Annotated in this window: 26 protein-coding genes; 7 read left to right on the top strand and 19 right to left on the bottom strand. The window is 63.1% G+C overall.

What is annotated here, in order from left to right; all coding sequences use genetic code 11:
• Nucleotides 1-105: 105 nt before the first annotated feature.
• Nucleotides 106-672: a methyltransferase family protein gene (locus tag NKJ18_RS08740; protein WP_023668240.1), complete on the top strand. Its 567-nt coding sequence runs from the start codon at nucleotides 106-108 to the stop codon at nucleotides 670-672.
• Here NKJ18_RS08740 and NKJ18_RS08735 read toward each other — a convergent pair whose 3' ends face one another.
• The 5 genes from NKJ18_RS08735 to ettA all read right to left on the bottom strand — a co-directional run bounded on the left by NKJ18_RS08735 (nucleotide 673) and on the right by ettA (nucleotide 4,939).
• Nucleotides 673-1,794, bottom strand: coding sequence for a beta-ketoacyl-ACP synthase III (locus tag NKJ18_RS08735; RefSeq protein WP_023668239.1), 1,122 nt, complete (start codon nucleotides 1,792-1,794; stop codon nucleotides 673-675). It abuts the gene before it with no gap.
• 136 nt (nucleotides 1,795-1,930) lie between these two features.
• Nucleotides 1,931-2,719: a trans-aconitate 2-methyltransferase gene (tam, locus tag NKJ18_RS08730; protein ID WP_023744583.1), complete on the bottom strand. Its 789-nt coding sequence runs from the start codon at nucleotides 2,717-2,719 to the stop codon at nucleotides 1,931-1,933.
• Nucleotides 2,716-2,982 (bottom strand): type II toxin-antitoxin system RelE family toxin, encoded by a 267-nt coding sequence (locus tag NKJ18_RS08725; protein ID WP_023668237.1) that lies wholly within the window; start codon nucleotides 2,980-2,982, stop codon nucleotides 2,716-2,718. Before NKJ18_RS08725 ends, tam begins: the two co-directional genes overlap by 4 nt.
• A complete protein-coding gene (locus NKJ18_RS08720; RefSeq protein ID WP_023668236.1) occupies nucleotides 2,979-3,227 on the bottom strand; it encodes a DUF6290 family protein in 249 nt (82 codons plus the stop codon). The genes NKJ18_RS08725 and NKJ18_RS08720 overlap by 4 nt, the downstream gene beginning before the upstream one ends.
• A 62-nt stretch (nucleotides 3,228-3,289) precedes the next feature.
• Complete coding sequence (gene ettA, locus NKJ18_RS08715) at nucleotides 3,290-4,939, bottom strand: energy-dependent translational throttle protein EttA (protein ID WP_023744582.1); 1,650 nt, start codon at nucleotides 4,937-4,939, stop codon at nucleotides 3,290-3,292.
• Between the two features lie 235 nt (nucleotides 4,940-5,174).
• Here ettA and NKJ18_RS08710 point away from each other — a divergent pair, with 235 nt between their 5' ends.
• Complete coding sequence (locus tag NKJ18_RS08710) at nucleotides 5,175-6,461, top strand: GGDEF domain-containing protein (protein ID WP_023744581.1); 1,287 nt, start codon at nucleotides 5,175-5,177, stop codon at nucleotides 6,459-6,461.
• Between the two features lie 5 nt (nucleotides 6,462-6,466).
• Here the strand turns inward: NKJ18_RS08710 and NKJ18_RS08705 are convergent, their stop codons facing one another.
• From NKJ18_RS08705 to NKJ18_RS08690, 4 genes are all read right to left on the bottom strand, one after another.
• Nucleotides 6,467-7,081 carry a hypothetical protein gene (locus NKJ18_RS08705; protein ID WP_031194875.1) on the bottom strand — a complete coding sequence of 205 codons (615 nt, stop codon included), beginning with the start codon at nucleotides 7,079-7,081 and terminating at the stop codon, nucleotides 6,467-6,469.
• A gap of 70 nt (nucleotides 7,082-7,151) precedes the next feature.
• Nucleotides 7,152-8,165, bottom strand: coding sequence for a ribonuclease T2 family protein (locus tag NKJ18_RS08700; RefSeq protein ID WP_023735981.1), 1,014 nt, complete (start codon nucleotides 8,163-8,165; stop codon nucleotides 7,152-7,154).
• Between the two features lie 98 nt (nucleotides 8,166-8,263).
• A complete protein-coding gene (locus NKJ18_RS08695; RefSeq protein WP_023714791.1) occupies nucleotides 8,264-8,713 on the bottom strand; it encodes a MarR family winged helix-turn-helix transcriptional regulator in 450 nt (149 codons plus the stop codon).
• Complete coding sequence (locus tag NKJ18_RS08690) at nucleotides 8,710-9,600, bottom strand: alpha/beta fold hydrolase (RefSeq protein ID WP_023735982.1); 891 nt, start codon at nucleotides 9,598-9,600, stop codon at nucleotides 8,710-8,712. Before NKJ18_RS08690 ends, NKJ18_RS08695 begins: the two co-directional genes overlap by 4 nt.
• A 140-nt stretch (nucleotides 9,601-9,740) precedes the next feature.
• Here NKJ18_RS08690 and NKJ18_RS08685 point away from each other — a divergent pair, with 140 nt between their 5' ends.
• The 3 genes from NKJ18_RS08685 (at nucleotide 9,741) to NKJ18_RS08675 (ending at nucleotide 13,577) form a co-directional block, all read left to right on the top strand.
• Complete coding sequence (locus tag NKJ18_RS08685) at nucleotides 9,741-10,673, top strand: alpha/beta fold hydrolase (RefSeq protein ID WP_352758094.1); 933 nt, start codon at nucleotides 9,741-9,743, stop codon at nucleotides 10,671-10,673.
• Nucleotides 10,674-10,755: 82 nt separating this feature from the next.
• The gene (locus tag NKJ18_RS08680; RefSeq protein ID WP_023668227.1) at nucleotides 10,756-11,931 is read left to right on the top strand and encodes a CaiB/BaiF CoA transferase family protein; all 1,176 of its coding nucleotides are present in this window, start codon (nucleotides 10,756-10,758) and stop codon (nucleotides 11,929-11,931) included.
• A complete protein-coding gene (locus NKJ18_RS08675; protein ID WP_023735984.1) occupies nucleotides 11,928-13,577 on the top strand; it encodes a thiamine pyrophosphate-binding protein in 1,650 nt (549 codons plus the stop codon). The genes NKJ18_RS08680 and NKJ18_RS08675 overlap by 4 nt, the downstream gene beginning before the upstream one ends.
• Nucleotides 13,578-13,823: 246 nt before the next feature.
• Here NKJ18_RS08675 and NKJ18_RS08670 read toward each other — a convergent pair whose 3' ends face one another.
• Nucleotides 13,824-15,107, bottom strand: coding sequence for a cystathionine gamma-synthase family protein (locus tag NKJ18_RS08670; RefSeq protein WP_023668225.1), 1,284 nt, complete (start codon nucleotides 15,105-15,107; stop codon nucleotides 13,824-13,826).
• A gap of 123 nt (nucleotides 15,108-15,230) precedes the next feature.
• On the opposite strand from NKJ18_RS08670, the gene NKJ18_RS08665 reads away from it, so the two are divergent.
• Nucleotides 15,231-15,689, top strand: coding sequence for an Lrp/AsnC family transcriptional regulator (locus tag NKJ18_RS08665; protein WP_023682177.1), 459 nt, complete (start codon nucleotides 15,231-15,233; stop codon nucleotides 15,687-15,689).
• Nucleotides 15,690-15,737: 48 nt separating this feature from the next.
• Here the strand turns inward: NKJ18_RS08665 and NKJ18_RS08660 are convergent, their stop codons facing one another.
• The 4 genes from NKJ18_RS08660 to NKJ18_RS08645 form a co-directional block, all read right to left on the bottom strand.
• Entirely contained in the window at nucleotides 15,738-16,709 is a 972-nt protein-coding gene (locus tag NKJ18_RS08660) for an ABC transporter substrate-binding protein (RefSeq protein ID WP_023682178.1), read from the bottom strand.
• A gap of 38 nt (nucleotides 16,710-16,747) precedes the next feature.
• Nucleotides 16,748-17,902, bottom strand: a complete 1,155-nt coding sequence (locus NKJ18_RS08655; RefSeq protein ID WP_023753550.1) for an ABC transporter permease — start codon at nucleotides 17,900-17,902, stop codon at nucleotides 16,748-16,750.
• Complete coding sequence (locus tag NKJ18_RS08650; protein WP_023697049.1) at nucleotides 17,899-18,777, bottom strand: ABC transporter permease; 879 nt, start codon at nucleotides 18,775-18,777, stop codon at nucleotides 17,899-17,901. The genes NKJ18_RS08655 and NKJ18_RS08650 overlap by 4 nt, the downstream gene beginning before the upstream one ends.
• 340 nt (nucleotides 18,778-19,117) lie before the next feature.
• Nucleotides 19,118-19,909, bottom strand: a complete 792-nt coding sequence (locus NKJ18_RS08645) for an ABC transporter ATP-binding protein (RefSeq protein ID WP_352758093.1) — start codon at nucleotides 19,907-19,909, stop codon at nucleotides 19,118-19,120.
• A 110-nt stretch (nucleotides 19,910-20,019) separates the two neighbouring features.
• Here NKJ18_RS08645 and NKJ18_RS08640 point away from each other — a divergent pair, with 110 nt between their 5' ends.
• Entirely contained in the window at nucleotides 20,020-20,424 is a 405-nt protein-coding gene (locus NKJ18_RS08640; protein WP_031193071.1) for a cupin domain-containing protein, read from the top strand.
• Between the two features lie 17 nt (nucleotides 20,425-20,441).
• On the opposite strand, the gene NKJ18_RS08635 is transcribed toward NKJ18_RS08640, so the two are convergent.
• The 5 genes from NKJ18_RS08635 to NKJ18_RS08615 form a co-directional block, all read right to left on the bottom strand.
• Nucleotides 20,442-20,825: a hypothetical protein gene (locus tag NKJ18_RS08635; RefSeq protein WP_031197044.1), complete on the bottom strand. Its 384-nt coding sequence runs from the start codon at nucleotides 20,823-20,825 to the stop codon at nucleotides 20,442-20,444.
• A gap of 16 nt (nucleotides 20,826-20,841) precedes the next feature.
• Nucleotides 20,842-21,135: a hypothetical protein gene (locus NKJ18_RS08630; protein WP_245260000.1), complete on the bottom strand. Its 294-nt coding sequence runs from the start codon at nucleotides 21,133-21,135 to the stop codon at nucleotides 20,842-20,844.
• 80 nt (nucleotides 21,136-21,215) lie between these two features.
• Nucleotides 21,216-22,667, bottom strand: a complete 1,452-nt coding sequence (gene hydA, locus NKJ18_RS08625) for a dihydropyrimidinase (protein WP_023699634.1) — start codon at nucleotides 22,665-22,667, stop codon at nucleotides 21,216-21,218.
• Nucleotides 22,668-22,729: 62 nt separating this feature from the next.
• Nucleotides 22,730-23,980 (bottom strand): Zn-dependent hydrolase, encoded by a 1,251-nt coding sequence (locus NKJ18_RS08620; protein ID WP_352758092.1) that lies wholly within the window; start codon nucleotides 23,978-23,980, stop codon nucleotides 22,730-22,732.
• 3 nt (nucleotides 23,981-23,983) lie between these two features.
• Complete coding sequence (locus NKJ18_RS08615) at nucleotides 23,984-24,403, bottom strand: endonuclease domain-containing protein (RefSeq protein ID WP_245261377.1); 420 nt, start codon at nucleotides 24,401-24,403, stop codon at nucleotides 23,984-23,986.
• Nucleotides 24,404-24,414 lie beyond the last annotated feature (11 nt).

The following is a 24,414-nucleotide window of genomic DNA, read 5'->3' as shown; positions in this document are numbered from 1 at the left end:
GCCGATCACGATCTTCTTACCGCGGATCGCATATCCTATCGTACTGCGCCGCATTGCCGCCGTGCTGCACCGGCCTCATGGTGAGACAAGTCTGCGGAGGTTTCCATGCGTCCCGGGACTGCAATCGCGCTGCTTTGGCTGATCTGGGTCGTGTCCTGGTTTCTAGCCGCCTTCTGGGCCGACCCGGCGAAAAAGCGTGCCGGCATCCAGGAGGAGCTTCGCTATCGCGCTTTGTGGTTGATCGGCGCGGTGCTGCTGTTCATTCCCGCGCATGGCTATGCCGGCCGGCTGCGATTCTGGTTTCCGACCCTTGCCGAAGCGTGGATCTGCGCAGGGCTTGTTGCCGTTGGCCTGTTGTTCGCCTGGTGGGCGCGGTTGCATCTCGGCCGTCTCTGGTCGGCTTCGGTGACGGCCAAGGCCGAGCACCGTGTCGTCGACACCGGTCCCTACAGAATGGTCCGCCACCCGATCTATACCGGACTGCTTCTGGCGATGCTTGCCACAATGGCGGCCAAAGGCACGGTCTGGGGAATCGCCGGCGCGATTCTTCTCACCATCGGCATCGTCATGAAGGCAAGGCTGGAGGAACGCTTTCTGCGCGGAGAACTCGGCAACGCCTATGATGACTATGCCCGCAGCGTACCGATGCTGGTGCCGTTCATGCCGGCCTGATTACAGCATCCGCAAAAGCGCGCCACCGATCGAATAGCCGGCGCCGAAGGCGCACAGCACGCCGAAATCGCCGGGCTTCATGTCGGCGTGGTTTTCCGACAGCGCGATGATGGCGCCAGCGCCGGCGGTGTTGCCGAGCCGCTCCAGCACCATCGGCGCGCGGTCATGGTCGACCTCGTGGCCGAAGGCCAGTTTCAGGATCATGGCGTTCATTCGCGCATTGGCCTGATGCAGCCAGAATCGCCTGATGGCTTGCGGCGTCAGCCCGTGCTCGGCGAGGAATTCGACAATGAATTTGTGGCCGGCGACGGTGACTTCCTTGAACACCTTGTTGCCGACCTGTTTGATCAGATTGCCTTCGAGGTTGATCATGTAAGGATCGTCCTGGGCGGTGCGGGTGTGATAGCCCAGATTGGTGCGGATATTGTTCGACATCTGCGTCCAGGTGCGCGTGTCCAGCACCTCGAAACGCCCCGGCCGCCTCTCGCCCTCGCCCAGCCCCTCGACCACCATCGCCACCGATGCATCGCCGAAGATGAAATGCGTCTGCCGGTCGCGGAAATTGAGATGGCCGGTGATGATCTCCGGCGTGACCACCAGCACGCGCTTGTGCGCGCCCGCCCGGACCAGATTGGCCGCAATGTGCAAGGCGGCCGCGGCCGATGAACAACCAAGCCCCATGTCGAAGCCGGCGCCCTTGGTGCCCAGCGCCTCCTGCATTTCGATGGCGATCGCCGGATAGGGCCGTTGCTGGTGCGAGGCCGAGCAGATCACCAGGTCGATGTCGGACGGCTTCAGGCCGGCATGGTCGAGCGCCTTCCGGGCCGCGGCCACTCCAAACTCGGCCTGCAGCGACAGCGCATCATCGGGCCGCGCCGGAATGCGCGGCGCCATGCGGGTCGGATCGAGAATGCCTTCGCGCTCGATCACATGCCGGGTCTGGACGCCCGAGGCATGGACGATGAAGGCGCTGTCGGATTTCTGCAGCAGCGTCTCATCCGTGCCTTGCCGGCGCGCATTCTCCGTGTCGACCCAAGCGTTGAAACTGGCGACCAGTTCTTCATTGGTGATCTTGGCTTCAGGGATTTCAACGCCGATGCCGCTGATGATGACGCGATGCATATCCAGTCCGTCCATGCGCAGGCATTGTCGTTCTCATGTGAACGACGAAGGGGCGCGACACAACACTTTTCTCACCCCGCCGGTTTACGCCGGCTTAAGCCACAGGCTGTGGGCGGATATCCTCGGGTGCAGAGTGCTAGCCGGCCCGCTTGGCGACGATGAAGATACGCGGAAAGCGCAGCAGCACCTTGCCGTTTGCGGTCTTCGGATAGGCCTCGGTGATCTTGGCGGTGTAATTGTCGAGGAATATCTTGCGCTCGCCGGCGTCGAGCGGATCGAGAAACGGCTTCAGCCCCGTCGACTTCACCCATTCGACGATCACCTCGGCGTCGGTCAGCGGATGATTGTAGGCCGTATGCCAGATATCCACCCGGATGGAGAGCGGCGACAAGAGATCATAATAGAACGACACGGCCGGCAGCGGGCCGCGCGCAGCACCTGCCATCTTGGCGGCGAACGGCATTTCGGCGGCCGTCTCGCGCATCAGCCGATGCGACGGCTCAAGCAGATTGTCGGGCATCTGGACGGCGAGCGCGCCACCCGGCGCAAGAAAGCCCATTAGCCGCTGGAAGACTGCCGGATGGGTCGGCAGCCACTGGAACACCGCATTGGCGAAGATGACGTTGACCGGCCCGGCCGGCTGCCAGGTCGAGGCATCGGCGAGGTCGAAATTGACGCTGGGCAGGCGCGCCCTCGCCTTTTCGATCATGTCGGGAGAGCTGTCGAAACCGATGACCTCAGCATCCGGCCAGCGCTCGACCAGCAGCTCGGTCGAGTTGCCCGGGCCGCAGCCGATGTCGACCACCCGGCGCGGGAAATCCACCGGCACCTGCGCAACAAGATCGCGCGCGGGCCGCGTGCGCTCATCCTCGAATTTCAGATATTGGGCGGCGGACCAGTCAGGTTTTGCGGCTGTGCTGTTCATCGATAAACCTCACGACGGTTGCCAACCTCCACGACCAGCACGACAAGCCGGCTGTCCTGGAACTGAGTAATGATCCTGTGGTCACCGACACGAAACCGCCAAGCTTCTTCCTTTGTGCCCGTCAGGCGCTTGGCAAGGGCTCTCGGATTGGGATGCGCTGAAACTCTCTGATTCAGGAACTCCAGGATGCGCCGTTGATCTTTCGTCGAAAGCCGTTCGATGTCTTTCTCGGCGCGCGGCGTGAACTCGACACGCCAGGTCATTCAGCGGCAGGCTTCTTGCGACGCTCCTCGGCTTCACGACGTTCGAGCTTCCGGATCACTTCATCCAGCGGAATGCGCACACCGTCATCATCTCTCAGGCGTTCGTCCGCAATTGCGGCGTCGTGCCAATCTTCGATGGCCTCGAGGATCGCTTCGGCTGCAACCTGGTCGGCGGTGCGACCGCTGGCCTTGGCCATTTCGGCCAGCAGTTTCTCGGCTTTTTGCGGCAGTTTGACTGTGATCATGGACGACTCCATCCGATCAATTTAGGTCAAACGCACACCGCCTGCAACGGATCGCCGCAGCCCTACCGCGTCAGCCTCTTGTACGTCATCCTGTGCGGGTTGACGGCTTCGGGGCCGAGACGACGGATCTTGTCCTGCTCGTAGTCCTCGAAATTGCCCTCGAACCATTCGACATGGCTGTCGCCCTCGAAGGCGAGGATGTGGGTGGCCAGACGGTCGAGGAACATACGATCATGCGAGATGATGACAGCGCAGCCGCCGAAATTTTCCAGCGCGTCTTCAAGTGCCGCCAGCGTTTCGGTATCGAGATCGTTGGTCGGTTCGTCGAGCAGCAGAACATTGCCGCCGGTCTTCAGCATTTTTGCCAGATGCACGCGGTTGCGCTGGCCGCCGGAGAGGTTGCCGACCTTCTGCTGCTGGTCGCCGCCCCGGAAGTTGAACGACGCGCAATAGGCGCGCGTGTTGGCCTCGAACTTGCCGAGCTTGACCACTTCGGCGCCGCCGGAGATTTCTTCCCAGACGGTCTTTGACGGATCGAGCGCATCGCGGCTCTGGTCGACATAGCCGAGCTTCACCGTTTCGCCGACGCGCACAGAGCCGGCATCCGGCGTTTCCTGGCCGGTGATCATGCGGAACAGCGTCGTCTTGCCGGCGCCGTTCGGGCCGATGACACCGACGATGCCGCCCGGCGGCAGCTTGAATTCCAGGCCTTCGATCAAAAGCGTGTCGCCAAAGCCCTTGGACAGGCCTTCCGCCTCGATCACCACATTGCCGAGCCGCTCGCCATGCGGAATGACGATCTGCGTATCGCTCGGACGCCGCTTGTCGGCTGCATCCAGCAGGTCCTGGAACGCCTGGATACGCGCCTTGGACTTGGTCTGGCGGGCTTTCGGGCTGGACTGGATCCACTCGCGTTCGCGACCGATGGCGCGCTGGCGGGCGTCGTCCTCGCGACCTTCCTGCTTGAGGCGCTTGGCCTTGGCTTCGAGGTACTTGGTGTAGTTGCCCTCATAGGGGATGCCGCGGCCGCGATCGAGCTCGAGGATCCACCCGGTGACATTGTCGAGGAAGTAGCGATCGTGGGTGATGATCATCACGGCGCCGGGATAGGCGCGCAGATGCTTTTCCAGCCACGCCGTGGTCTCGGCGTCGAGATGGTTGGTCGGTTCGTCGAGCAGCAAGAGGTCGGGCTGACGCAGCAGCAGCTGGCAGAGCGCGACGCGGCGGCGCTCACCGCCCGAAAGCTTGGTGACCTCGGAATCCTTGGGCGGGCAGCCCAGCGCTTCCATCGCCATCTCGACCTGCTGTTCGAGATCCCACAAATTGAGCCGGTCCATCTCGTCCTGGAGCTTGGCGGACTCATCGGCCGTCTCGTCGGAGTAGTTCATCATCAATTCGTTGTAGCGCTCGATGATGGCGGTCTTGGCGGCGACACCTTCCATGATGTTCTCGAACACGGTCTTGTCCGGGTCGAGTGCCGGCTCCTGCGCCAGGTAGCCGACGGTGGCGCCTTCGGCCAGCCAGGCTTCGCCGTTCCACTCCTTGTCGAGCCCGGCCATGATCTTGAGGATCGTCGACTTGCCCGAGCCGTTGGGGCCGAGGATGCCGATCTTGGCGTCGGGATAGAAGGAGAGATGGACATTCTCAAGCACCTTCTTGGTGCCATAGGCCTTGTTGAGGCCGGCCATGTGATAGATGAACTGGCGTGCCACGCGCGCTTTCCTTGATGATTGACCGAAAATGTCGGATTGAATGGAGGTTGGCCGCTATGTAGGCGATGCCGGGCCGAACGGCAATCGCTTTTGCCATTTCAAGCCGGGTGTACACCGCACGTTAAGTTTTCCGCCGGTTGTAGGGAGCGTTGAAATCCCCGGTTAACCCTTCAGCGTCAAAACAGGATCGATCGCTGGCCTGTCGCGATCGAAAGTAGAGATCGGACCGAAGGTAGTGCTGAACAGTTTCCTGCTCCTTGCCGAAGCGGTCGTCTACTTCAGCGTCATGGTCACGCTGTTCCGCTTCAGGGATCGCATCGGCCTCGGCGTCTTCGTCTGCGCGCTGGGCGCCATGCATTTCCTCGAAACCTATCTCGCCAGCGTCTTCTATGTCGCCCTGCCCTTCGGCATGGTCTCGCCAGGCTCGGCGGTGCTGTTTTCCGGCAAGCTGGTGATGCTGCTTCTGCTCTACGTGAAGGAAGATGCGGCCACGGTGCGCCAGCCGATCTATGGCCTTTTGCTCGGCAACGCCTTGATGATCGGGCTGGTCCTGATCCTGCGCCTGCACGATATTTCAGCCCTTTCCGACGGCAAGCTTCCCGATATCGGTTTCATCGACCAGTTGGGCTGGCTGATGGTGTGGGGCACGACGCTGCTCTTCATCGACGCCATCCTGATCATCCTGCTTTACGAAAAGCTCGGGCGTTATCTGCGCAAGGCGCCGTTCTCCCGCATCCTGATTTGCGTCGCCTGCGTGCTCACCTTCGACCAGGCCGGATTTTTCACCGCCCTGCATTTCGTCGCAGGCGCACCGATTGCGGTCTTCTTCGGCGGCTGGTTGGCCAAGATGGGTGCCGCTTTTGCCTACAGCGCCATGCTTGTCGCCTACCTCAGATGGTTCGAAACGCGTCAGGTCGTGGCACCCCGCGGGCTGTCCGACGTCTTCGACACGTTGACCTATCGCGAGCGCTACGAAGCCCTGGTCGAACATGTCGGCCGCGACGGCCTCACCGGCCTGTTGCACAGGGGACGCTTTGACAGCGACGGCGAACGTCTGGTTGCCGTCAGCCTGCGCACGGCCCAACCGCTCAGCCTGCTGATCGTCGACGTCGACCATTTCAAGTCGATCAACGATCGCTTCGGCCATGCCGAGGGCGACAGGGTGCTGAGATCGATCGCCCAGGTGCTGACCCAGGCGGCCGGCGCACACGATCAGGTTTTCAGGATCGGCGGCGAGGAGTTCGCCATCCTTTGCTCGCAGCCGCATGCGGTCGCCAGGTTGCTCGGAGAAAACCTCCGCCAGGCCGTCAAAGCGTGCGTAAACCGGTTCGACATCAGCGTCAGCGCCGGCATCGCCACTGTCGATGAGACCGTAGGCTCGCTTGCCGATCTCTTCGCCCTTGCCGACGAGCGTCTCTACAGGGCCAAGTCCACCGGGCGTGACCGCGTCGTCGGCGAAGCGCATGACGATGCCGAAGACCTAACTGCGTGGACATTGCCCACGCGTGGCGTCAGCGGATAAGGCTGTCAGCTCCGCTTGCGCTGCTGCAACGCGCCGACCGCAACTGAAACGGCTATCAGCGCGATGGCCAGCCATTTCAGCACGGTGATGATCGGACTGGCATCGATGTCATAAGCGATGAACAACAGAATGCCGGGCACCAGCAGGCCGCACATGACCAGCATGATGCGGTTGATCTGCCAAGACACTTTTGCTGCCAGCGCTTCGTCACCGGCTTCGCCGACAAGACCGGCGCGCATCTCCCGAGAGATGGCCAACGCGCTCGACAGGCGCATGGAGATCGGCAAGCCGAGCCCGATTATGAGGAAGGCACACGCCGCCAGCAGAGCCGAGAATTTGAGCGCGCTGGTGTCGGCCGGCACCGGAAACAAAAGTGTCGCCAGCGGCAGGAAGACACAGACGATGCCGAGCGCGGCAATGGCGATGAAGATCGCGGCATTGACCCAAGTGAACAGCTGGTAGCGGCTTGCCCCGATCGGCGCGGCAAGCACGCGCATGCGCGCCCACTCGGCATCGGTATAGGAAAAGCCCGGCCATTCCATGCGGCCGTCTTTAATGGCGGTCATCCCCCTGGCCCAGAAAGCCAGCCGCGCCAGCGCGCCTGATGTCATGCCACTCATCGCCACCCCCGCCGAATGAAACACATCCAGACCATATCACCGCGTCACTGCCAAGCGACAGACGGATATCCTACTGGAACCCGGCCGCATCGACCGAGCCCTTCGGACAGCCCGCCTTGGTCGTCGGCGCCGAGGCGAGCATGAGAGTGCCCAGCGAACTGTCGGGGCCGATCGGGCCGGTCAGGCCGAGCGTCAGCTCGCCGATCAGCCGCCTGCCGCTCGACGGATCGACCAGGCAGGAGACACGCACCCGCGCGCCCGACCCGGCGCCGAAGGCGCTGTCGAAGGCGCTGCGGATCTGGTCCGAAGTCAGCTGCTTGCCGACATTCCTGGTGAAGAGCTCGCGCACCGGCGAGGCATTCACCGCCCGCATCAGGTTCAGCGCCTCGGCAAAATACTCCTGCTGGCTCTTGCCGTAGCAGGTGCCGTGCTTGATCCATTCATGCCGTTCGAGCTTGGAGGCGGTGCCCGGCATAACCTGGTCGAGCTCGGCGCGCGTAGCGGCATCGAGATCGACCGGCGGCAGGTCTGCCCAATGGGCCGGATTGTCATTGGCCTTGTCGCTCGCCGGCACCTGGCAATAGAAATTGCCGTTCGGCTGCGGCCAGAGCCCATGCAATGTGAAATGCGACGCGTCGAAGCCGCCCGCCGTCTGCGCCTGGCATTCGGGCTTGCTCGACTTGGTTTCGCAGAAGGCCGGCTGCCAGCTCAGCGCGAAAACATATTCGGGTTTTCCTGAAGCCGGCGCCGCAGGCTTGCCCTGATCGGCGGGCGCGGCCGGCTGGGCGGCTGCGCTGCCGCCGGTGACATGACCGCAGCTGATCTTGACCCAGCGACGCTCAGGATCGGCGCCCGGCACGCGGATGAGGTAATGCGTCGGCGCATCCTTGTTGCCGGCCAGGAGGTCGTAGCTCTGTCCAGCCGTTGTCGCGATATTGCCGGGGTTCTTGCCGCTCTTGATTGCCTGCGTTGCTGGACAGGCAGCATCGGCCACGAAGGAGCCGCTCATCTTCACATCGGCGCGCGCTAGGCCGACACCGGCCAGCGCCACCAACACCGCACCCCATATCGCCGATATCCGCATTCCAGCACTCCTAGCGTTTCATAGCGCAAGCTAGAAACGTGTGACATGTCAGAATTACGATTTCTTTCGTCCGCCGCAAAAAACAATCGCTCGGTCGATCAGACCCCGCCCTCCTCGACCCGCTTCGTCAACATACGCAGCAGATCAAGCGCGGTCTCAAGCACGCGAGGCTCGATGCCCTCGCTGATGCGGTTGGCCCAGACATGCTGGCGCGTGCCGATATCCCTGATCGCGGCCCGGCCCGCATCGGTCATCGCCAGGAGCTTGGCGCGGCGGTGCGCCGGGTTGTCCGCATAGGCGGCGAGCCCTTCGGCGGCCAGAATGTCGGCAAGGCGCTGCACGCTCTGGCGGGCAAGCCCCATGTGGCGGGCAATGTCGGCAACCGATTTCGGCTCCTTCAGCACCGCGCCCAGAACCTGCCAGCGCGCCGCCGTCAACCCGGCAGGCTCCGCCAGCCGGTCGGCCGCGTCGAGAAACCCGCCATTCAGCCGGAACACGGCAAGCACCAGTTCGGTGAGCACATCTCCGGCTTCGGTCCTGCTTGTCATTTCTGGCCGGCCTCGATGGTGGAAACGAAAGTGTTGACGGCTTCAGCCACCGCCTCCGGCTTGTCAAGCATCACCCAATGGCCGGAACCGGCGACGGTTCTGTGGCCAATTCCGCTGCGCAGCCGAAACAGGGCCGCCGCATTGTCATTGGCCTCCGTGGCCAGCACGAAGATCGGCCCGTGATAGGCGTCGAGCGTCGGTTCGGGATTCCATTCCGCCAGCGCCTTGCCGACGCCTGCCCGAGCCGCCGGATCGACCACCGCCGCATCGGCGATGACCTGTTTGCGGACATCTGGGTTGGAGCCGGCGATCGAGGTGTAATAAGCGCTCAGGACATCGCCGCCGTTTGGCCCCGCCAGATCGCGCACGAACCCGTCGCGAATCTCTTTGGGCAGGGCGCGCGGATCGGTCGCCGGATCGACCAGCAGGATGCCGGCAACACGGTCGGCATGGCCGGCGGCATAGGCGAGCGCGGCCCCACTGCCGCCGCTATGTGCAACGAGGACAAACCGCTTCAGGCCGAACGCATCGGCCACCGCACCAATATCGTCGGCACGGCCGTCATAGCCGTAGTCGGCATCAGCTGCAGGCGCCGATGCGCCATGGCCGCGAAAATCGAAGGCGACCGCCTCACGGCCACCTGCGGTGAGCTGCATCACCCGGTTCCACTGTGTGGCGCGGCTGCAGTCGCCATGCGCGAACAGGATCGGCAGGCCGTCGCCGGATTTGATGTCGTAGCCGGCAAGCTGGCCCTGCGGGCCGGCAATGGTTGAGGTCTTCATGGTCATCTCCCTGGTCTGGCTGGAAGCAATGCCGGGCAGGAGCATTGCGGATGAAAGGCTCGCCAGCAGAAACGCGCGGCGCGAAACGGTCGAAACGGTTTTCATACTCATGTTCCCGATGTAATTTGACAGTATGCTGTCATATAACCAAATTGACAGCAAGCTGTCAATAGTGACCCCGGCTGATTTCGACCTCCCCTTGACGTCGGTCCCGCCGTCGCCCAACAGTCGCCGAGGAGCGAGACATGGCATTTGACAAGCAGACGACGCTGGCCTCTCCGACCGGGGCCACGCTCAACCTCTATGTGAAGCACGCGGGGGGCTCTCCACGCGCGGTAGTCCAGGTCAATCACGGCCTGGCCGAACATGCGGCGCGCTATGCCCGCTTCGCCGATTACCTCAGCACCCGCGGCTTTCATGTCTACGTCCACGACCATCGCGGCCATGGCGCGACCAAGGCGCCCGATGCCCCGCTCGGCAGGTTCGCCGGCACAGGCGGCCCGGCCAAGGTGATCGCCGATGTCGATGCCGTCCACGATTTGATCGCAAGGGAGCAGCCCGGCCTGCCGGTCATCCTGTTCGGCCATTCGATGGGTGCGTCGGTGGCGCTCAACTACCTGCTGGCGCACTCGCCGCGCGTCCACGCCGCGGCGATCTGGAACGGCAATTTCTCACAAGGCTTGCTCGGCCGGCTTGCGCTCACCATCCTCGCTTATGAGCGCTTCAGGCTCGGCTCCGATGTCCCCTCACGCGTCTTGCCCAAACTGACCTTCCAGGCCTGGGGCAAGGCGGTGCCCAACCACAAGACGCCGTTCGACTGGCTGTCGCGCGACGAGGCTGAAGTGGCCAAGTACATTGCCGACCCGCTGTGCGGCTGGGATGCCTCGATCTCGATGTGGCGCGATGTCGTGGAGATGGCGCAGAAAGGCGGCAAGGATGCGGGCTTTGCCGGCATCAGGCGCGACCTGCCCGTCAGCATCGTCGGCGGCGAGAAGGATCCGGCCTCCGACTATGGCAAGGGCATCGACCATCTCGCCAAGCGCATGCGTGCGATGGGCTTTTCGAATCTGGTTTCAAAGGTTTACGCCGACACCCGCCACGAAAGCTTGAACGAGGTGAACCGCGATGTCGTCATGGACGATTTCGCTGCCTGGGCCGATAGCGTGCTCAAACGCTGACATCGCTGGCCCACCGCAAGGCCCGTGACAGCGGCATCCCGGGTTGATAGAGGCTGCGGTTCCGACCCGTTTTTGGTGATTTATGGCTGAACCTCCGCTGAAAGGCGTCCGCGTCGTCGAACTCGCCCGCATCCTGGCCGGCCCCTGGGCAGGACAATTGCTGGCCGATCTCGGCGCCGATGTCATCAAGGTCGAGAGCCCCGATGGCGGCGACGATACCCGCAAATGGGGTCCTCCCTTCGTCATGAGCCATGATGGCGAGAACCTGTCGGCCGCCTATTACCACTCCTGCAATCGCGGCAAGCGCTCCATCGCCGTCGATTTCTCGACGCCCGAAGGGGCCGAGACGGTGCGCCGGCTGGTTGCCACGGCCGACATTCTGATCGAGAACTTCAAGCTCGGCGGCCTCAAGAAATACGGGCTCGATTACGAGAGCCTGAAGGCGATCAATCCAAAGCTCGTCTACTGCTCGATCACCGGCTTCGGCCAGGATGGGCCTTACGCACCCCGCGCCGGCTATGATTTCATCATCCAGGCCATGGCCGGCATGATGTCGATCACCGGCGAGGTCGGGCGCGAGCCGCAAAAAGCCGGCGTCGCCATATCGGACATCTTCACCGGCCTCTATTCGGTGATCGCCATCCAGGCAGCGCTTCGCCATGCCGAAAAGACCGGCCAGGGACAGCATATCGACATGGCGCTGTTCGACACGCAGATTTCCGCACTCGGCAACCAGAACCTCAACTATCTCGTCTCCGGCAAGGCGCCGGTGCAGATGGGCAATGCGCATATGAACATTGCGCCCTATGAGGTTGTCCCGGTCAGGGACGGCCATATCATCCTGGCGGTCGGCAATGACGGCCAGTTCGCCAAATTCTGCGCCGCCGTCGGACTCGACCATCTCTCAGCGAATCCCGATTTCGCCACCAATCCGGCCCGCGTCGCCAACCGGGTGAAATTGCGCGAGCACATGATCGAGACGCTGAAGAACTGGGACCGAGACCCGTTGCTGGCCAAGCTCGAAGCGGCAAGCGTGCCGGCGAGCCCGATCAACAATATCGGCCAGATGTTTGCCGACCCGCAGACGATCGCACGCGGCATGCGCCTCGACCTCGACGATGGCCATGGCAATCGTCTGCCCTCGGTGCGCGCGCCGATGGTGATGTCCGGCACACCGCTGGTCTATGAACGCCCTTCGCCACGCCTTGGCGAACATACCGAAGAAATTCTTGCCGAACTGGAGAAGTCTGGACGATGAAGACCGGTGGACAACTGATTGTCGACGCACTCGAGGCGAACGGCACCGACCGCATCTTCTGCGTGCCCGGCGAATCCTATCTCGCGGTGCTCGACGCATTGCATGACTCGCCCATCCGCACCATTGTCTGCCGACAGGAAGGCGGCGCCGCCATGATGGCCGACTGCCAGGGGCGGCTGACCGGCCAGCCCGGCATCTGCTTCGTCACCCGCGGCCCCGGCGCCACCAATGCGTCGGCCGGCATTCACATTGCCATGCAGGATTCGATACCCGTCATCCTGTTCATCGGCCAGGTCGCCAGCCACGCCAAGGAGCGCGAGGCTTTCCAGGAGGTCAACTACAAGCGCTTCTTCGGCGACATCGCCAAATGGGTGGTGGAGATCGACGATGCCGCGCGCATCCCCGAACTCGTCACCCGCGCCTTTGCTGTCGCGACATCGGGCCGCCCCGGCCCCGTCGTCGTCTCGCTGCCGGAGGACATGCTGACCAGTCTTGTCGACGCGCCCGCGGCCTTGCCGCACACGCCGGTCGAAACCCGGCCCGGCGAAGCCGAACTCGATGCTTTGGAAAAGCTTCTAGCCAAAGCCAAGCGTCCCTTCGTCATCCTCGGCGGCACACGCTGGGACGAGGAAGCGGTGGCACGTATGCGCACCATTGCCGAGGCCTGGTCGCTGCCGGTCGGCTGCTCCTTCCGCCGCCAGATGCTGTTCGACCATCTGCACCCGAACTATGCCGGCGATGTCGGCATCGGCATCAACCCGACGCTGGCCACCGCCATCAAGCAGGCCGACCTGGTGCTGCTGATCGGCGGCCGCATGGGCGAGATGCCGTCCTCCGACTACACGTTGCTGAAAAGCCCCTATCCCGACCAGACGCTGGTCCATGTCCATGCCGATGCCGGCGAACTCGGCCGTGTCTACCGGCCGACCCTGGCGATCAACGCTGCGCCGTCAGCCTTCGTCGAAGCCTTCGCCAAGCGCAAGCCAGCCTCCGCGCCAGCCTGGGCGGATGAGACAGCGAAAGCACACGCTGCCTACCTCGACTGGTCGACGCCTCCTGAGACCGGCCCCGGCACGGTCCAGATGGGACCGATCATGAATTACCTGGAAAAGGTTCTGCCCGACGACGCCATTTTCACCAACGGCGCCGGCAATTACGCCACCTGGCTGCACCGCTTCCACCGCTTTCGCCGCTTCGCCACGCAGGGCGCGCCGACCTCCGGTTCGATGGGTTATGGCACGCCGGCCGCGGTTGCCGCCAAGGCGCTCCATCCCGACCGCACCGTGATCGCCTTTGCCGGCGACGGCTGCTTCCTGATGAACGGACAGGAATTCGCTACCGCCGTGCAATACGACCTGCCGATCATCGTTATCGTCGTGAACAACGGCATCTACGGCACCATCCGCATGCACCAGGAGCGCGACTATCCCGGCCGTGTCGTCGCCACCGATCTGAAGAACCCTGACTTTGCCGCTCTTGCCCGCGCCTATGGCGGCCACGGCGAGACGGTCGAGAACACGGCAGATTTTGCCCCTGCCTTCGAGCGTGCCCGCGCCAGCGGCAAGCCGGCGATCGTCGAAATCAGGCTCGACCCCGAGGCGATCACGCCGACGCGGACGATGACGCAGATCCGCGACAAGAGCTGAGAAGTTAGCAGCGAAAGCCGAGTTCCGTCACACCCCCCTCTGTCCTGCCGGACATCTCCCCCTCAAGGGGGGAGATTGGATGTCATGTCGCCCTTCGCCAATCTGCAGCGTTGCAGACAGGGCGCTATGGTCAGAGCTGCTGATCTCCCCCCTTGAGGGGGAGATGTCCGGCAGGACAGAGGGGGGTGCTGTCCCGCCGACGCTGCCAAGACGATCGCCCCTTTCCTGATATCTACAAGCGAGCTATCAGACCGCTGCCAGCGCCTGCGTCAGGTCGGCGATAAGATCGTCCGGATGCTCGACGCCGATCGACAGCCTGACCGTGGTCTCCAGCACGCCAATGCGCTGGCGCACGTCGAAGGGAATGCCGGAGTGCGTCATCGCCGCCGGGTGGCTGGCGAGTGACTCCGTGCCGCCGAGGCTCACCGCCAGCTTGAATATTTGCAGCCCGTTGAGAAATGCGAAGGCCGCCTTCTCTCCGCCTTTGATATCGAAAGAAAATGTCGACCCGGCGCCGCTGCATTGCGCCTTGTAGGCCCGTCCCGCTGCCGTATCCTCGCCCAGGAACGGCAGGTAATGCACCTTCTCGACCTTGGCGTGATCGCGCAGGAATTCGGCCACGAGCCGCGCATTGTCGTTGGCGCGCTCCATGCGGATGGACAGCGTCTCCAGCGAGCGGCCGAGCATCCAGCAGGAATGCGGGTCGAGTTGCGTGCCGATGGCGCCGCGCAGCGCCTTGATCGGCTTGGTCACCGCCTTGCTGCCCATCGCCGCACCGGCGATCAGGTCGGAATGGCCGCCGACATATTTGGTCAGCGAATAGACGGAGACATCCGCGCCATGTTCGATCGGTCGCTGGAACACCGGGCCGAGCAGCGTGTTGTCGCAGACGATGATCGGCGTTGATCCTTGGCTTGCGCCGATCTCGTCGGCAAACTTCCGGATCAGTGCGATGTCGACCAGGCTGTTGGTCGGATTCGACGGCGTTTCGATGAGAATGACCGAGACACGCCCCTTCGCCACCGCTGCATCAGCAGCGGCCCGCACCGCCTTGTCGTCGACGCCGTCGGCGAAGCCGACAGCGCCGATGCCGAAGCCGGACAGCGTGCGCGTCAAAAGCGTCTCGGTGCCGCCGTAAAGCGGCTGCGAATGCAGGATGACATCGCCCGGCCGGGCATAGGCGAGCAGCGTCGTGGCGATCGCCGACATGCCCGACGAGAACAGGATGCAGGCGTCCGTTCCCTCATAGACCGCCAGCCGGTCCTCGACGATCTCCGAGTTGGGATGATTGAAGCGCGAATAGACCAGGCCGGACGCCGTGCCGCTCGGCGGCTCCTTGCGGCCGGATGTGTAGTCGAAGAAGTCGCGTCCCTCCTCCGCCGATTTGAACACGAAGGTCGAGGTCAGGAACACCGGCGGCTTGACGGCGCCTTCCGACAGTTGCGGATCGAAGCCATAGCTCAACATCAACGTTTCCGGATGGAGCTTGTGGTTGCCGATGTGGGTTTTCGACGGGCGCGGCGCGGTCATGGCTTTTCCTGCGTTCTGGAGGAGTCTCGTCCAGCAATTTATGCGATCCCGGTCCACCAGTCCTTGCTATTTTCGGCCTCGCATGGCTGCATCCCGGCAACAAATTGCCGAGCGAGAGCAAAAGTGCAACAGAAGATAGCCGACGATTTCGACCGCAAGATCCTGCGCGAGCTGCAGGCCGACGCCCGCATCACCAACAATGAGCTTGCGGAGCGCATCGGCCTGTCGCCGTCGCCATGTTTGAGGAGGGTACGCCGGCTGGAGGAGGCCGGCATTATCCGGGGCTATACCACGCTGGTCGACCCGGCCGCCTTCGGCTGGAACATGGTCGCCATCGCCACCGTCCGGCTCAGCCGCCAGAACGAGGACGAGATCGTCATGTTCGAAGACGCCATCCGCGGTTGGGAAGAGGTACTGGAATGCCACCTCGTCACCGGGTCACGCGATTATGTGTTGAAAGTGGTGACCGGCAGCCTCGAACAGTACGAGCGCTTCATCAAGGAAAAGATCGCGCGGCTGAAATGCGTCGCGTCGATCGAGACCAGCTTCGTCATGAACACCATAAAGGAACGGCGCCTCTGACATTTGGTCAAAGGCGCCGCTCTCGAGGTCGAAATTGCCTGGCCAGGCTTATTTGATCGCCTTGTCGGTGATGGCTGTGGTGTAGGCGCCGGTCGGCGCCTTGGTGATGATCTTCTGGTCGAGCAGCGCCTTGGCGGTGCGCTCGTAGGTCGCCGGGTCGAGCTTGCCGTCGGCATTGTCGATCAGCTTGGCGACTTCGCTCATCATCCGCTTCTGGTGGTTTTCGTCCTGGCCACCGCCGTCCATGACAATGCCCGCGGCCTCGTCATTGTTGTCGATGGCATATTTCCAGCCCTTCATCGAGGCGCGCACGAAACGCACCATCTTGTCTTCGAAAGCCGGATCCTTGAGCTTGTCTTCCGAGGCATAGAGCCCGTCCTCAAGCAGGTCGTTGCCCATCGCCGAGTAGTTGAACACGGTGAGCTGGTCCGGCTTGTAGCCGGCATCGATCAGCTGCCAGTACTCGTTGTAGGTCATGACCGAAATGCAATCCGCCTGCTTCTGGATCAGCGGCTGCACGTCGAAGCTCTGCTTCAAAACCGTGACGCCGTCCGGGCCGCCTTCGGTCTTCAGGCCGAGCTTGTTCATCCAGGCGTAGAATGGATATTCGTTACCGAAGAACCAGACGCCCAGCGTGTGACCCTTGAAATCGGCTTCGGTCTTGATCGGGCCGTCCTTCGGGCAGACCAGCTCCATACCGGCCTTCTTGAACGGCTGGGCGATGTTGACCAGCGGCACGCCCTTTTCGCGCGCGGCGAGCGCCCCGCCCATCCAGTCGACGATGACGTCGGCGCCACCGCCGGCGATCACCTGCTCGGGTGCGATATCGGGACCGCCCGGCTTGATGTCGACGTCGAGGCCTTCTGCTTCATAAAAACCCTTGGCCTTGGCGACATAGTAGCCGGCAAACTGCGCCTGCGTGACCCATTTCAGCTGCAAGGTCACCTTGTCGGCGGCCATTGCCTGGAACGCGGCCAGCGACATCGCGCCGGCCAGCATCGGAATGATCAGTCTTTTCATGTTTTTACCCTCTGAAGTTAACACCCGAACCCACCGCCCTATCCACCACGGACAGAGGGATGCCAAAACGTGACGGCTCTCTCGACGAGAGCGACCACGCCATAAAAGACCGAACCCGCCAGTGCTGCAACTGCGATTTCGGCCCAGACCATGTCGATGTTCATCCGCCCGACCTCGGTCGAGATGCGAAAGCCCATGCCGACCACAGGCGTGCCGAAGAACTCGGCGACGATGGCGCCGATCAGCGCCAGCGTCGAGTTGATCTTCAGCGCGTTGAAGATGAAGGGCGCTGCCGCCGGCAGCCGGAGCTTCAAGAGTGTTGGCCAGTAGCCCGACGCATAGGTGCGCATCAGGTCGCGCTCCATATGGCCGGAGGCGGCAAGACCGGCAACCGTGTTCACCAGCATTGGGAAGAAGGTCATGATGATGACGACCGCGGCCTTGGACGGCCAGTCGAAGCCGAACCACATCACCATGATTGGCGCCACACCGATGATCGGCAGCGCCGAGACCATATTGCCGATCGGCAGCAGACCGCGGCGCAGGAACGGCACGCGGTCGGCCGCAATCGCCACCAGGAAGCCGGCGCCGCTGCCGATGACATAACCGAAGATCACCGCCTTGAAGATGGTCTGCCTGATATCGGCGCCGAGCACCGGCAGGGAACTGGCGATGCGCACACCGATGGCGCTCGGCGGCGGCAAAAGGATGAAGGGAATGCCGGCGCCACGCGTCATCGCTTCCCATATGATCAGGATCCAGGCGCCGAAGATCGCCGGTATGATGAGGCGCAGCGCCATCCGCGCCCCTTTTGCCATCGGGCGAAGCCCCGACAGCACGGCGACGCAGCGCCATGCCAGCAGCCAGGCAGCGGCGAGCAGCAGGAAATACGGCGCCAATGCCATGCCTTCGAACCCTGTAATGCCCGAGATCAGCATCCAGGCGACAAGGTGAGCGCCGATAAACAGCACCGCAGCCTCGGCCACCGCCGAAATCCTGAGCATCGAGATCAGCCCCGCCAGCACGGCCAGGCCGATCATCGGGGTCTTTATACCGAAATAGGGGTAGTCGAAACTTGCCGTCGGGTCTGCAAGGGTGGCCGCTTCCGGCTTCGACATCGCGCCGAGCGACAGGGCTACAAGACACAGCGTAATGGCCAGCACCGCTTGCCAGGAGGGCTTCAGCCAGTTCATGCCGGCCTCCCGCCCATCGCGCGGTCAACGAGGCGCCCGGCTATGCCGACCACCATGACCAGAAGGGCCGCCACCACCGAGCCCGCCACAAGGGCGGACCAGATGTCGATGGACTGGCTGTAATAGGCACCTGCCAAAAGCTTGGCGCCGATGCCGGCGACAGCACCGGTCGGCAGTTCGCCGACAATGGCGCCGACCAGGCTCGCCGCCACCGCCACCTTCATCGAGGTGAACAGGAACGGCACCGAGGCCGGCACCCGCAGCTTCCAGAAGGTCTGCGAGACACTGGCATTGTAGGTGTGCATCAGGTCGAGATGCATGAGTTCGGGCGAGCGCAGGCCCTTCACCATGCCCACCGTCACCGGGAAGAACGACAGGTAGGTCGAGATCATCGCCTTTGGGATCAGACCGCTGATGCCGATCGCCCCCAGCACGACGATGATCATCGGCGCCACGGCCAGAATGGGAATCGTCTGGGAGGCGATGATCCACGGCATCAGGCTACGGTCGAGCGTCGCCACATGCACGATGCCGACCGCGATGACGATGCCGAGCGCCGTGCCGAAGGCAAAGCCGAGCAACGTCGACGACAGGGTCACCCAGGCATTGTAGACGAGGCTTCGGCTCGATGTGATGGGCCGCAGGAAGGTGTTCTCGAAGAAGTTCACCGCCACCTGATGCGGCGCCGGCAGCGTCGGCTTGGGCTGCGACAGCGTCTTGCCGATGAATTCGACGGTGCCGTGGGTTTCCCCGGCGCGCCGGTCGAGGTCGCGCTGGAACGGCGCGTTGAGGATGACGGCGAAGACATACCAGAGCACCACCACGCCCAGGAGGATGGAGGTCACGGGGATGAGTTTTTCGCGGAAGGTGTCCATCTATCGCGCCTCGCCAGCGGGGCGCCCTCCTCTCCCCAACGGGGAGAGGGTGGCCGGAGCGAAGCGGAGGCCGACCACCTCCGCGTTCGTCATCCTAGGGCGGAGCGACGCGAAGCGTCGTGCAGACCCTAGGATCCATTCCGTGACGTTGGCCGAGGGGTATAAGCGGTTGAGAATGTTCGCCTTCGCGGGCGCAGCGGCGTGTGCACCGTTTTGCACCGTTGCGGACCGTATAGGTAACGGTATGGATCCTAGGGTCTGCGCCGCGTCGCTTCGCTCCTTGCTTCGCCCTAGGATGACGAAGGCGTGGCGGCGACGTCCGCACTCATTCGCTACCCCCTCAATCATCATAGCTGTGCCCTGCCCGCAACCCATCGCGCACGCGGGCCGCGATCGCCAAAAACTCCGGTGTCTCGCGGATGTCCAGTGGCCGCTCCTTTGGCAGCGTCGATTCGATGATGTCGGTAACCCGACCTGGGCGCGGCGACATGACGACGATGCGCGTCGACAGATACACCGCCTCGGGGATGGAATGGGTGACGAAGCAGATCGTCTTGTTGGTGCGCGCCCACAATTCCAGAAGCTGTTCATTGAGATGATCGCGCACGATCTCGTCCAGCGCGCCGAAGGGCTCGTCCATCAGCAACAGGTCGGCGTCGAAGGCGAGCGCGCGGGCGATCGAAGCGCGCTGCTGCATGCCGCCGGAAAGCTGCCAGGGGTATTTCTTCTCGAAGCCGGAGAGGTTGACGAGCTCCATCGTGCGCTTGATGCGCTCGGCCTGCTCCACTCTCGAAAGGCCGATGATCTCCAGCGGCAGCGCCACGTTACGCTCGATCGTGCGCCACGGGAAAAGGGCTGCCGCCTGGAAGACGTAGCCATAAGCGCGTTTCTCGCGCGCCTGTTCCGGCGTCATGCCGTTGACCGAGATCGTGCCCGATGTCGGTTTTTCCAGATCGGCGATGACGCGCAGCAAGGTGGTCTTGCCGCAGCCCGATGGGCCGATGAAGGAGACGAACTCGCCCTTGCCGATGGTCAGGTCGACATTGGAGAGCGCCTCTACCGGACCGTCATTGGTCTGAAAGGTAAGGCCAAGTCTGCTTGCCGAGACGACGGCTGGCGATTGTCCCGTCATCGCTTGCTGCCTGCCTCTCGCAGCCGCCCAGGATGAAATGCCGTTGCATTCGCGTTGATGTTGCTTTCCACTCGTCCAATCCCACCCAATCGACGCCCGGAGCCTTGCCGATGTCGCCCAAACCCACTTGTCACCTTATCCGTCCTGAAAGCACTTATGAAGGCAAGCAGGGATTGACCTATTTTGCCGGCATTGCAGCCGAGACGGTCGGCTCGTCCGGCATCTGCATGCATCTGCTCACCCTGCCGCCTGGCGCCCGCGCCAAGGCGCATCTGCATGAAAGCCATGAGACGGCGATCTATGTGCTCTCGGGCGAGGTCCACACATGGTATGGCGACAGGCTCGAGAACCACATCGTCGTCAAGGCCGGCGACCTCTTCTACATCCCGGCCGGCGTACCGCATCTGCCGGCCAATCTGAGCAACGCCCCGTCCTCGGCCGTCATCGCCCGCACCGATCCCAATGAACAGGAAAGCGTCGTCCTGTTGCCGGAACTGGATGCGCTGGTGGCCTGACGCTGACGGGACTGCCGTCATTTGCACCGCGCCACTTCGCCCATGACATTGCCGTCCTCGTCGGCGACCGTCAGCTTCTTGGCGTTCTTGGCGCTGCGCTTGATGGTGAATTTGGTCGGCTCCTGTCCGTCTTCACCTTCGGCCTCGCATGTCGCCGTCACCACCAGCGAACCATCAGCCTGCGCTTGCTTCTCCGTGAAGGTGCAGGCGCTGGCGGCGGTGACCAATGCCTCGTCGGTCAAAAGCAGCATCCGATCGGCGGCGACTTCCTGGCCGTTGCGGTTGATGCAGCCATATTTGTCCCCATAGGGTTTCGTCAGGTCGATGCCTGCCGCAAGGGCCTGACCCGCAGCCAGAACGACTACCATCGCAACAGACGGCCCCAAACCGCGCGCGCTCATTCCCCCAGCTCCAACGTCACGAACACGGTTGCAACGGCCCCATTTCTTCAAGACCGGGAATGGTCACGAAGAACCCACCCTCGCCCTTGTTGGTGACCACAACGGTTTCAGCCGTCGTCCCCGCCTCGCCTTCGGCGGAACAGGTCGCATCAAGTGATTGCGTGCCCGGCGCCCACGTCAATTGCTGCGCGAACCGGCAGCCGCTGCCATAGGTCTCGATGCCCTCGGCGGTCAGCACGATATAATCGTCGCGGCCCTGAAAGCCGGCCTTTGCAAAGACACAACCGGCATCGTTGCCCCAGAAGCCCACCAGCCTCTCGGCCCCTGTTGCCGGACCAGCGACCACCATCGCCACGACCAGTGAAATGAGCGCCCCCGGGCTCCGCAACGTCAAACGCCTGTCGCCGGAATGCCGGTGCGTTCGACCTTGCGCGGCGCGGTGATGTCCTTCCAGGTCGATAGAGCCCGGTTGACCGCCGCGTTCGGCTCGCGGGCGACGAATTCGCCATGGCCGGGCTTGGCCTTGACCTCCGCTTCCTCGACCGACAATTCGCCGCGCGAAAAGACGAAGCGCGGCAGGCCGGTCACCTCAAAACCTTCGAAGACGTTGTAGTCGATCACCGATTGCTGCTTCTTCGAGGTGATGGTCTTCTTGGCGCTGGGGTCCCACACCACGATGTCGGCGTCCGCGCCTTCGACGATGGCGCCCTTCCTAGGATACATGTTGAGGATCTTGGCGATGTTGGTCGAAGTCACCGCGACGAACTCGTTCATCGTCAGCCGCCCGGTGTTGACGCCCGTCGTCCACAGCACGGGCAAGCGGTCTTCAAGCCCGCCAGTGCCGTTCGGGATCTTGGTGAAATCGCCGACGCCGTTGCGCTTCTGCTTGGTGGTGAAGGCGCAGTGGTCGGTCGCCACCACCTGCAGCGATCCCGCCTGCAGGCCGGCCCACAGCGAATCCTGGTGCAGCTTGTTGCGGAAGGGCGGACTCATGACGCGGCGCGCCGCATGGTCCCAATCCTTGTCGAAATACTCGCTTTCATCCAGCGTCAGATGCTGGATCAGCGGCTCGCCGAAAACCCGAATGCCCTTCTGGCGGGCGCGGCGGATGGCTTCGTGGCTCTGCTCGCAGGACACATGCACGACATAGAGCGGCACGCCGGCCATGTCGGCGATCATGATGGCGCGGTTGGTCGCCTCGCCCTCCACTTCCGGCGGCCGCGAATAGGCGTGTCCCTCGGGGCCATTATTGCCGGCGGCGAGCAGCTTTTGCGACAGCGCCGCAACCACGTCGCCATTCTCGGCATGAACAAGCGGCAGCGCGCCGAGATCGGCGCAGCGCTGGAACGACGCGTACATCTCGTCGTCGTCCACCATCAGCGCGCCCTTGTAGGCCATGAAATGCTTGAACGAGGTAATGCCTCTGTCGACGACGGTGGCCATCTCGTCGAACACCTGCTTGCCCCACCAGGTGATCGCCATGTGGAAGGAGTAGTCGCAGGCAGCCTTCGAGGTCTTGTTGTCCCACATCTGCAACGCTTCCAGCAGCGACTGCTGCGGCGCCGGCAGGCAGAAATCGACCACCATCGTGGTGCCACCGGAAAGGGCCGCACGCGTCCCGGACTCGAAATCGTCGGCCGAATAGGTGCCCATGAACGGCATTTCGAGATGGGTGTGCGGATCGATGCCGCCCGGCATGACGTAACAGCCGCTGGCGTCGAACTCATGGTCGCCATGCAGGTTCGAGCCGATGGCGACGATCTTGCCGTGCTGCATCAGCACATCGGCCTTCCAGGTGCGGTCGGCGGTGACGATGGTGCCGTTTCGGATGACTTTGGTCATTGTCGTGTTCCCTTGTTCTCTTCGCGCTTCTTGTGAGCGTCGTTTTGAATACAGATCTTAGTTCACGCCACGATCCCCGCTGTCTCTACCACCGCATGGAACAGCACGTCGGCGCCGGCGCCGGCCCATTCCTTGGTGATTTCCTCAGCCTCGTTGTGTGACAACCCGTCAACGCAGGGGCACATCACCATGGCGGTCGGCGCAACGCGGTTGATCCAGCAGGCGTCGTGGCCGGCGCCGGAGACGATGTTGCGGTGGGAATAGCCGAGCCGATCGGCGGCGTCGCGGATCGCCTTGACGCAGCCGGCATCGAAGGTGACCGGATCGAAAGCGCCGACCTGCTCGACCTTGTACTGGATGTCGAGCGCCTCACAGATTGTGTCGATGCCTTCGCGTATGCGCCCATCCATCGCGTCCAGCACTTCCTTCTCGGGCGAGCGGATGTCGATGGTGAAGACGGTGCGCCCGGCGATGATGTTGCGCGAGTTCGGAAACACCTCCATGTGGCCGACCGCGCCGACGGCGTCGGGCTGGTAGTCCATGGCGATCTCGTGCACCAGTTCGATGACCCGAGCCATGCCGAGCCCGGCATTACGGCGCTTGGGCATCGGGGTCGAGCCGGTATGCGCCTCCTTGCCGGTCAGCGTTACCTGCAGCCATTTCAGGCCCTGGCCGTGGGTGACGACGCCAATGTCGATGCCTTCGTCCTCGAGGATCGGCCCCTGCTCAATATGCAGTTCGAAGAAGGCGTGGATCTTGCGATCACCGACTTTCTCGGTGCCTTTCCAGCCGATGCGCTCCAGCTCCTCGCCAAATTTCCTGCCCTGTTTATCAGTGTGCTGATACACGTCCGCCTGATCGAGCACACCGGCGAACACGCCGGACGCCATCATAGCCGGGGCAAAGCGCGAGCCTTCCTCATTGGTCCAGTTGGTAACGACGATCGGATGCCTGGTCTGGATGCCGAGATCGTTAAGCGAGCGAATAATCTCCAGCCCGCCGAGCACGCCGAGCACGCCGTCATATTTGCCGCCGGTCGGCTGCGTGTCGAGATGGCTGCCGACATAAACCGGCGGCAGGCTGGGATCAGCGCCTTCCCGGCGGGCAAACATGGTGCCCATTTCGTCAAGCCCCATTTCGAGCCCGACCGCCTCGCACCAGCGCTTGAACAGATGCCGTCCCTCGCCGTCCTCGTCGGTCACGGTCTGGCGATTGTTGCCGCCGGCAATACCGGGGCCGATCTTCGCCATCTGCATGATGGAATCCCACAAACGGTCTGAATTGATTCGCAGATTCTCGCCTGGGGCGGCCATGCTCTAAAACCTCATCGGTTGCGGGGCGGCGGCGTCCCCCTCCCCCTCGAGGGGAGGGTGGCCGCGAAGCGGTCGGGTGGGGTCGCCCGCGACGCGCGCGACCTTCTCTTTGACCACCTGCGCGACGTGCCAAGCGCTGTTTATGACATCGGGCTCGTCAACACGGAAGACTTCAAATCCGAGCGATCGCAGATAAGCATCGCGAACGGCATCGTGCCGACTACCCCTGTCGTGTTCGTGCATGTCGCCATCGACCTCAACGATCAGCTTCACCGCCAAGCAGGCAAAATCCACGATGTACGGGCCAATCGGGCACTGACGGCGAAACTTGATGCCGGCTGATTTCAGGTCCCGCAGTTCATACCACAGCAGCGATTCTCCCTTGGTCGCGTGAATTCGAAGCGCTCGCGCCTTTTGGCGCATTTCGAAGCTCA

Source organism: Mesorhizobium sp. M0217, assembly GCF_040321955.1.
Classification (GTDB): domain Bacteria; phylum Pseudomonadota; class Alphaproteobacteria; order Rhizobiales; family Rhizobiaceae; genus Mesorhizobium.
The sequence above is the reverse complement of the archived record's forward strand: the minus strand, read 5'-3'. Positions and strand labels throughout refer to the sequence as shown.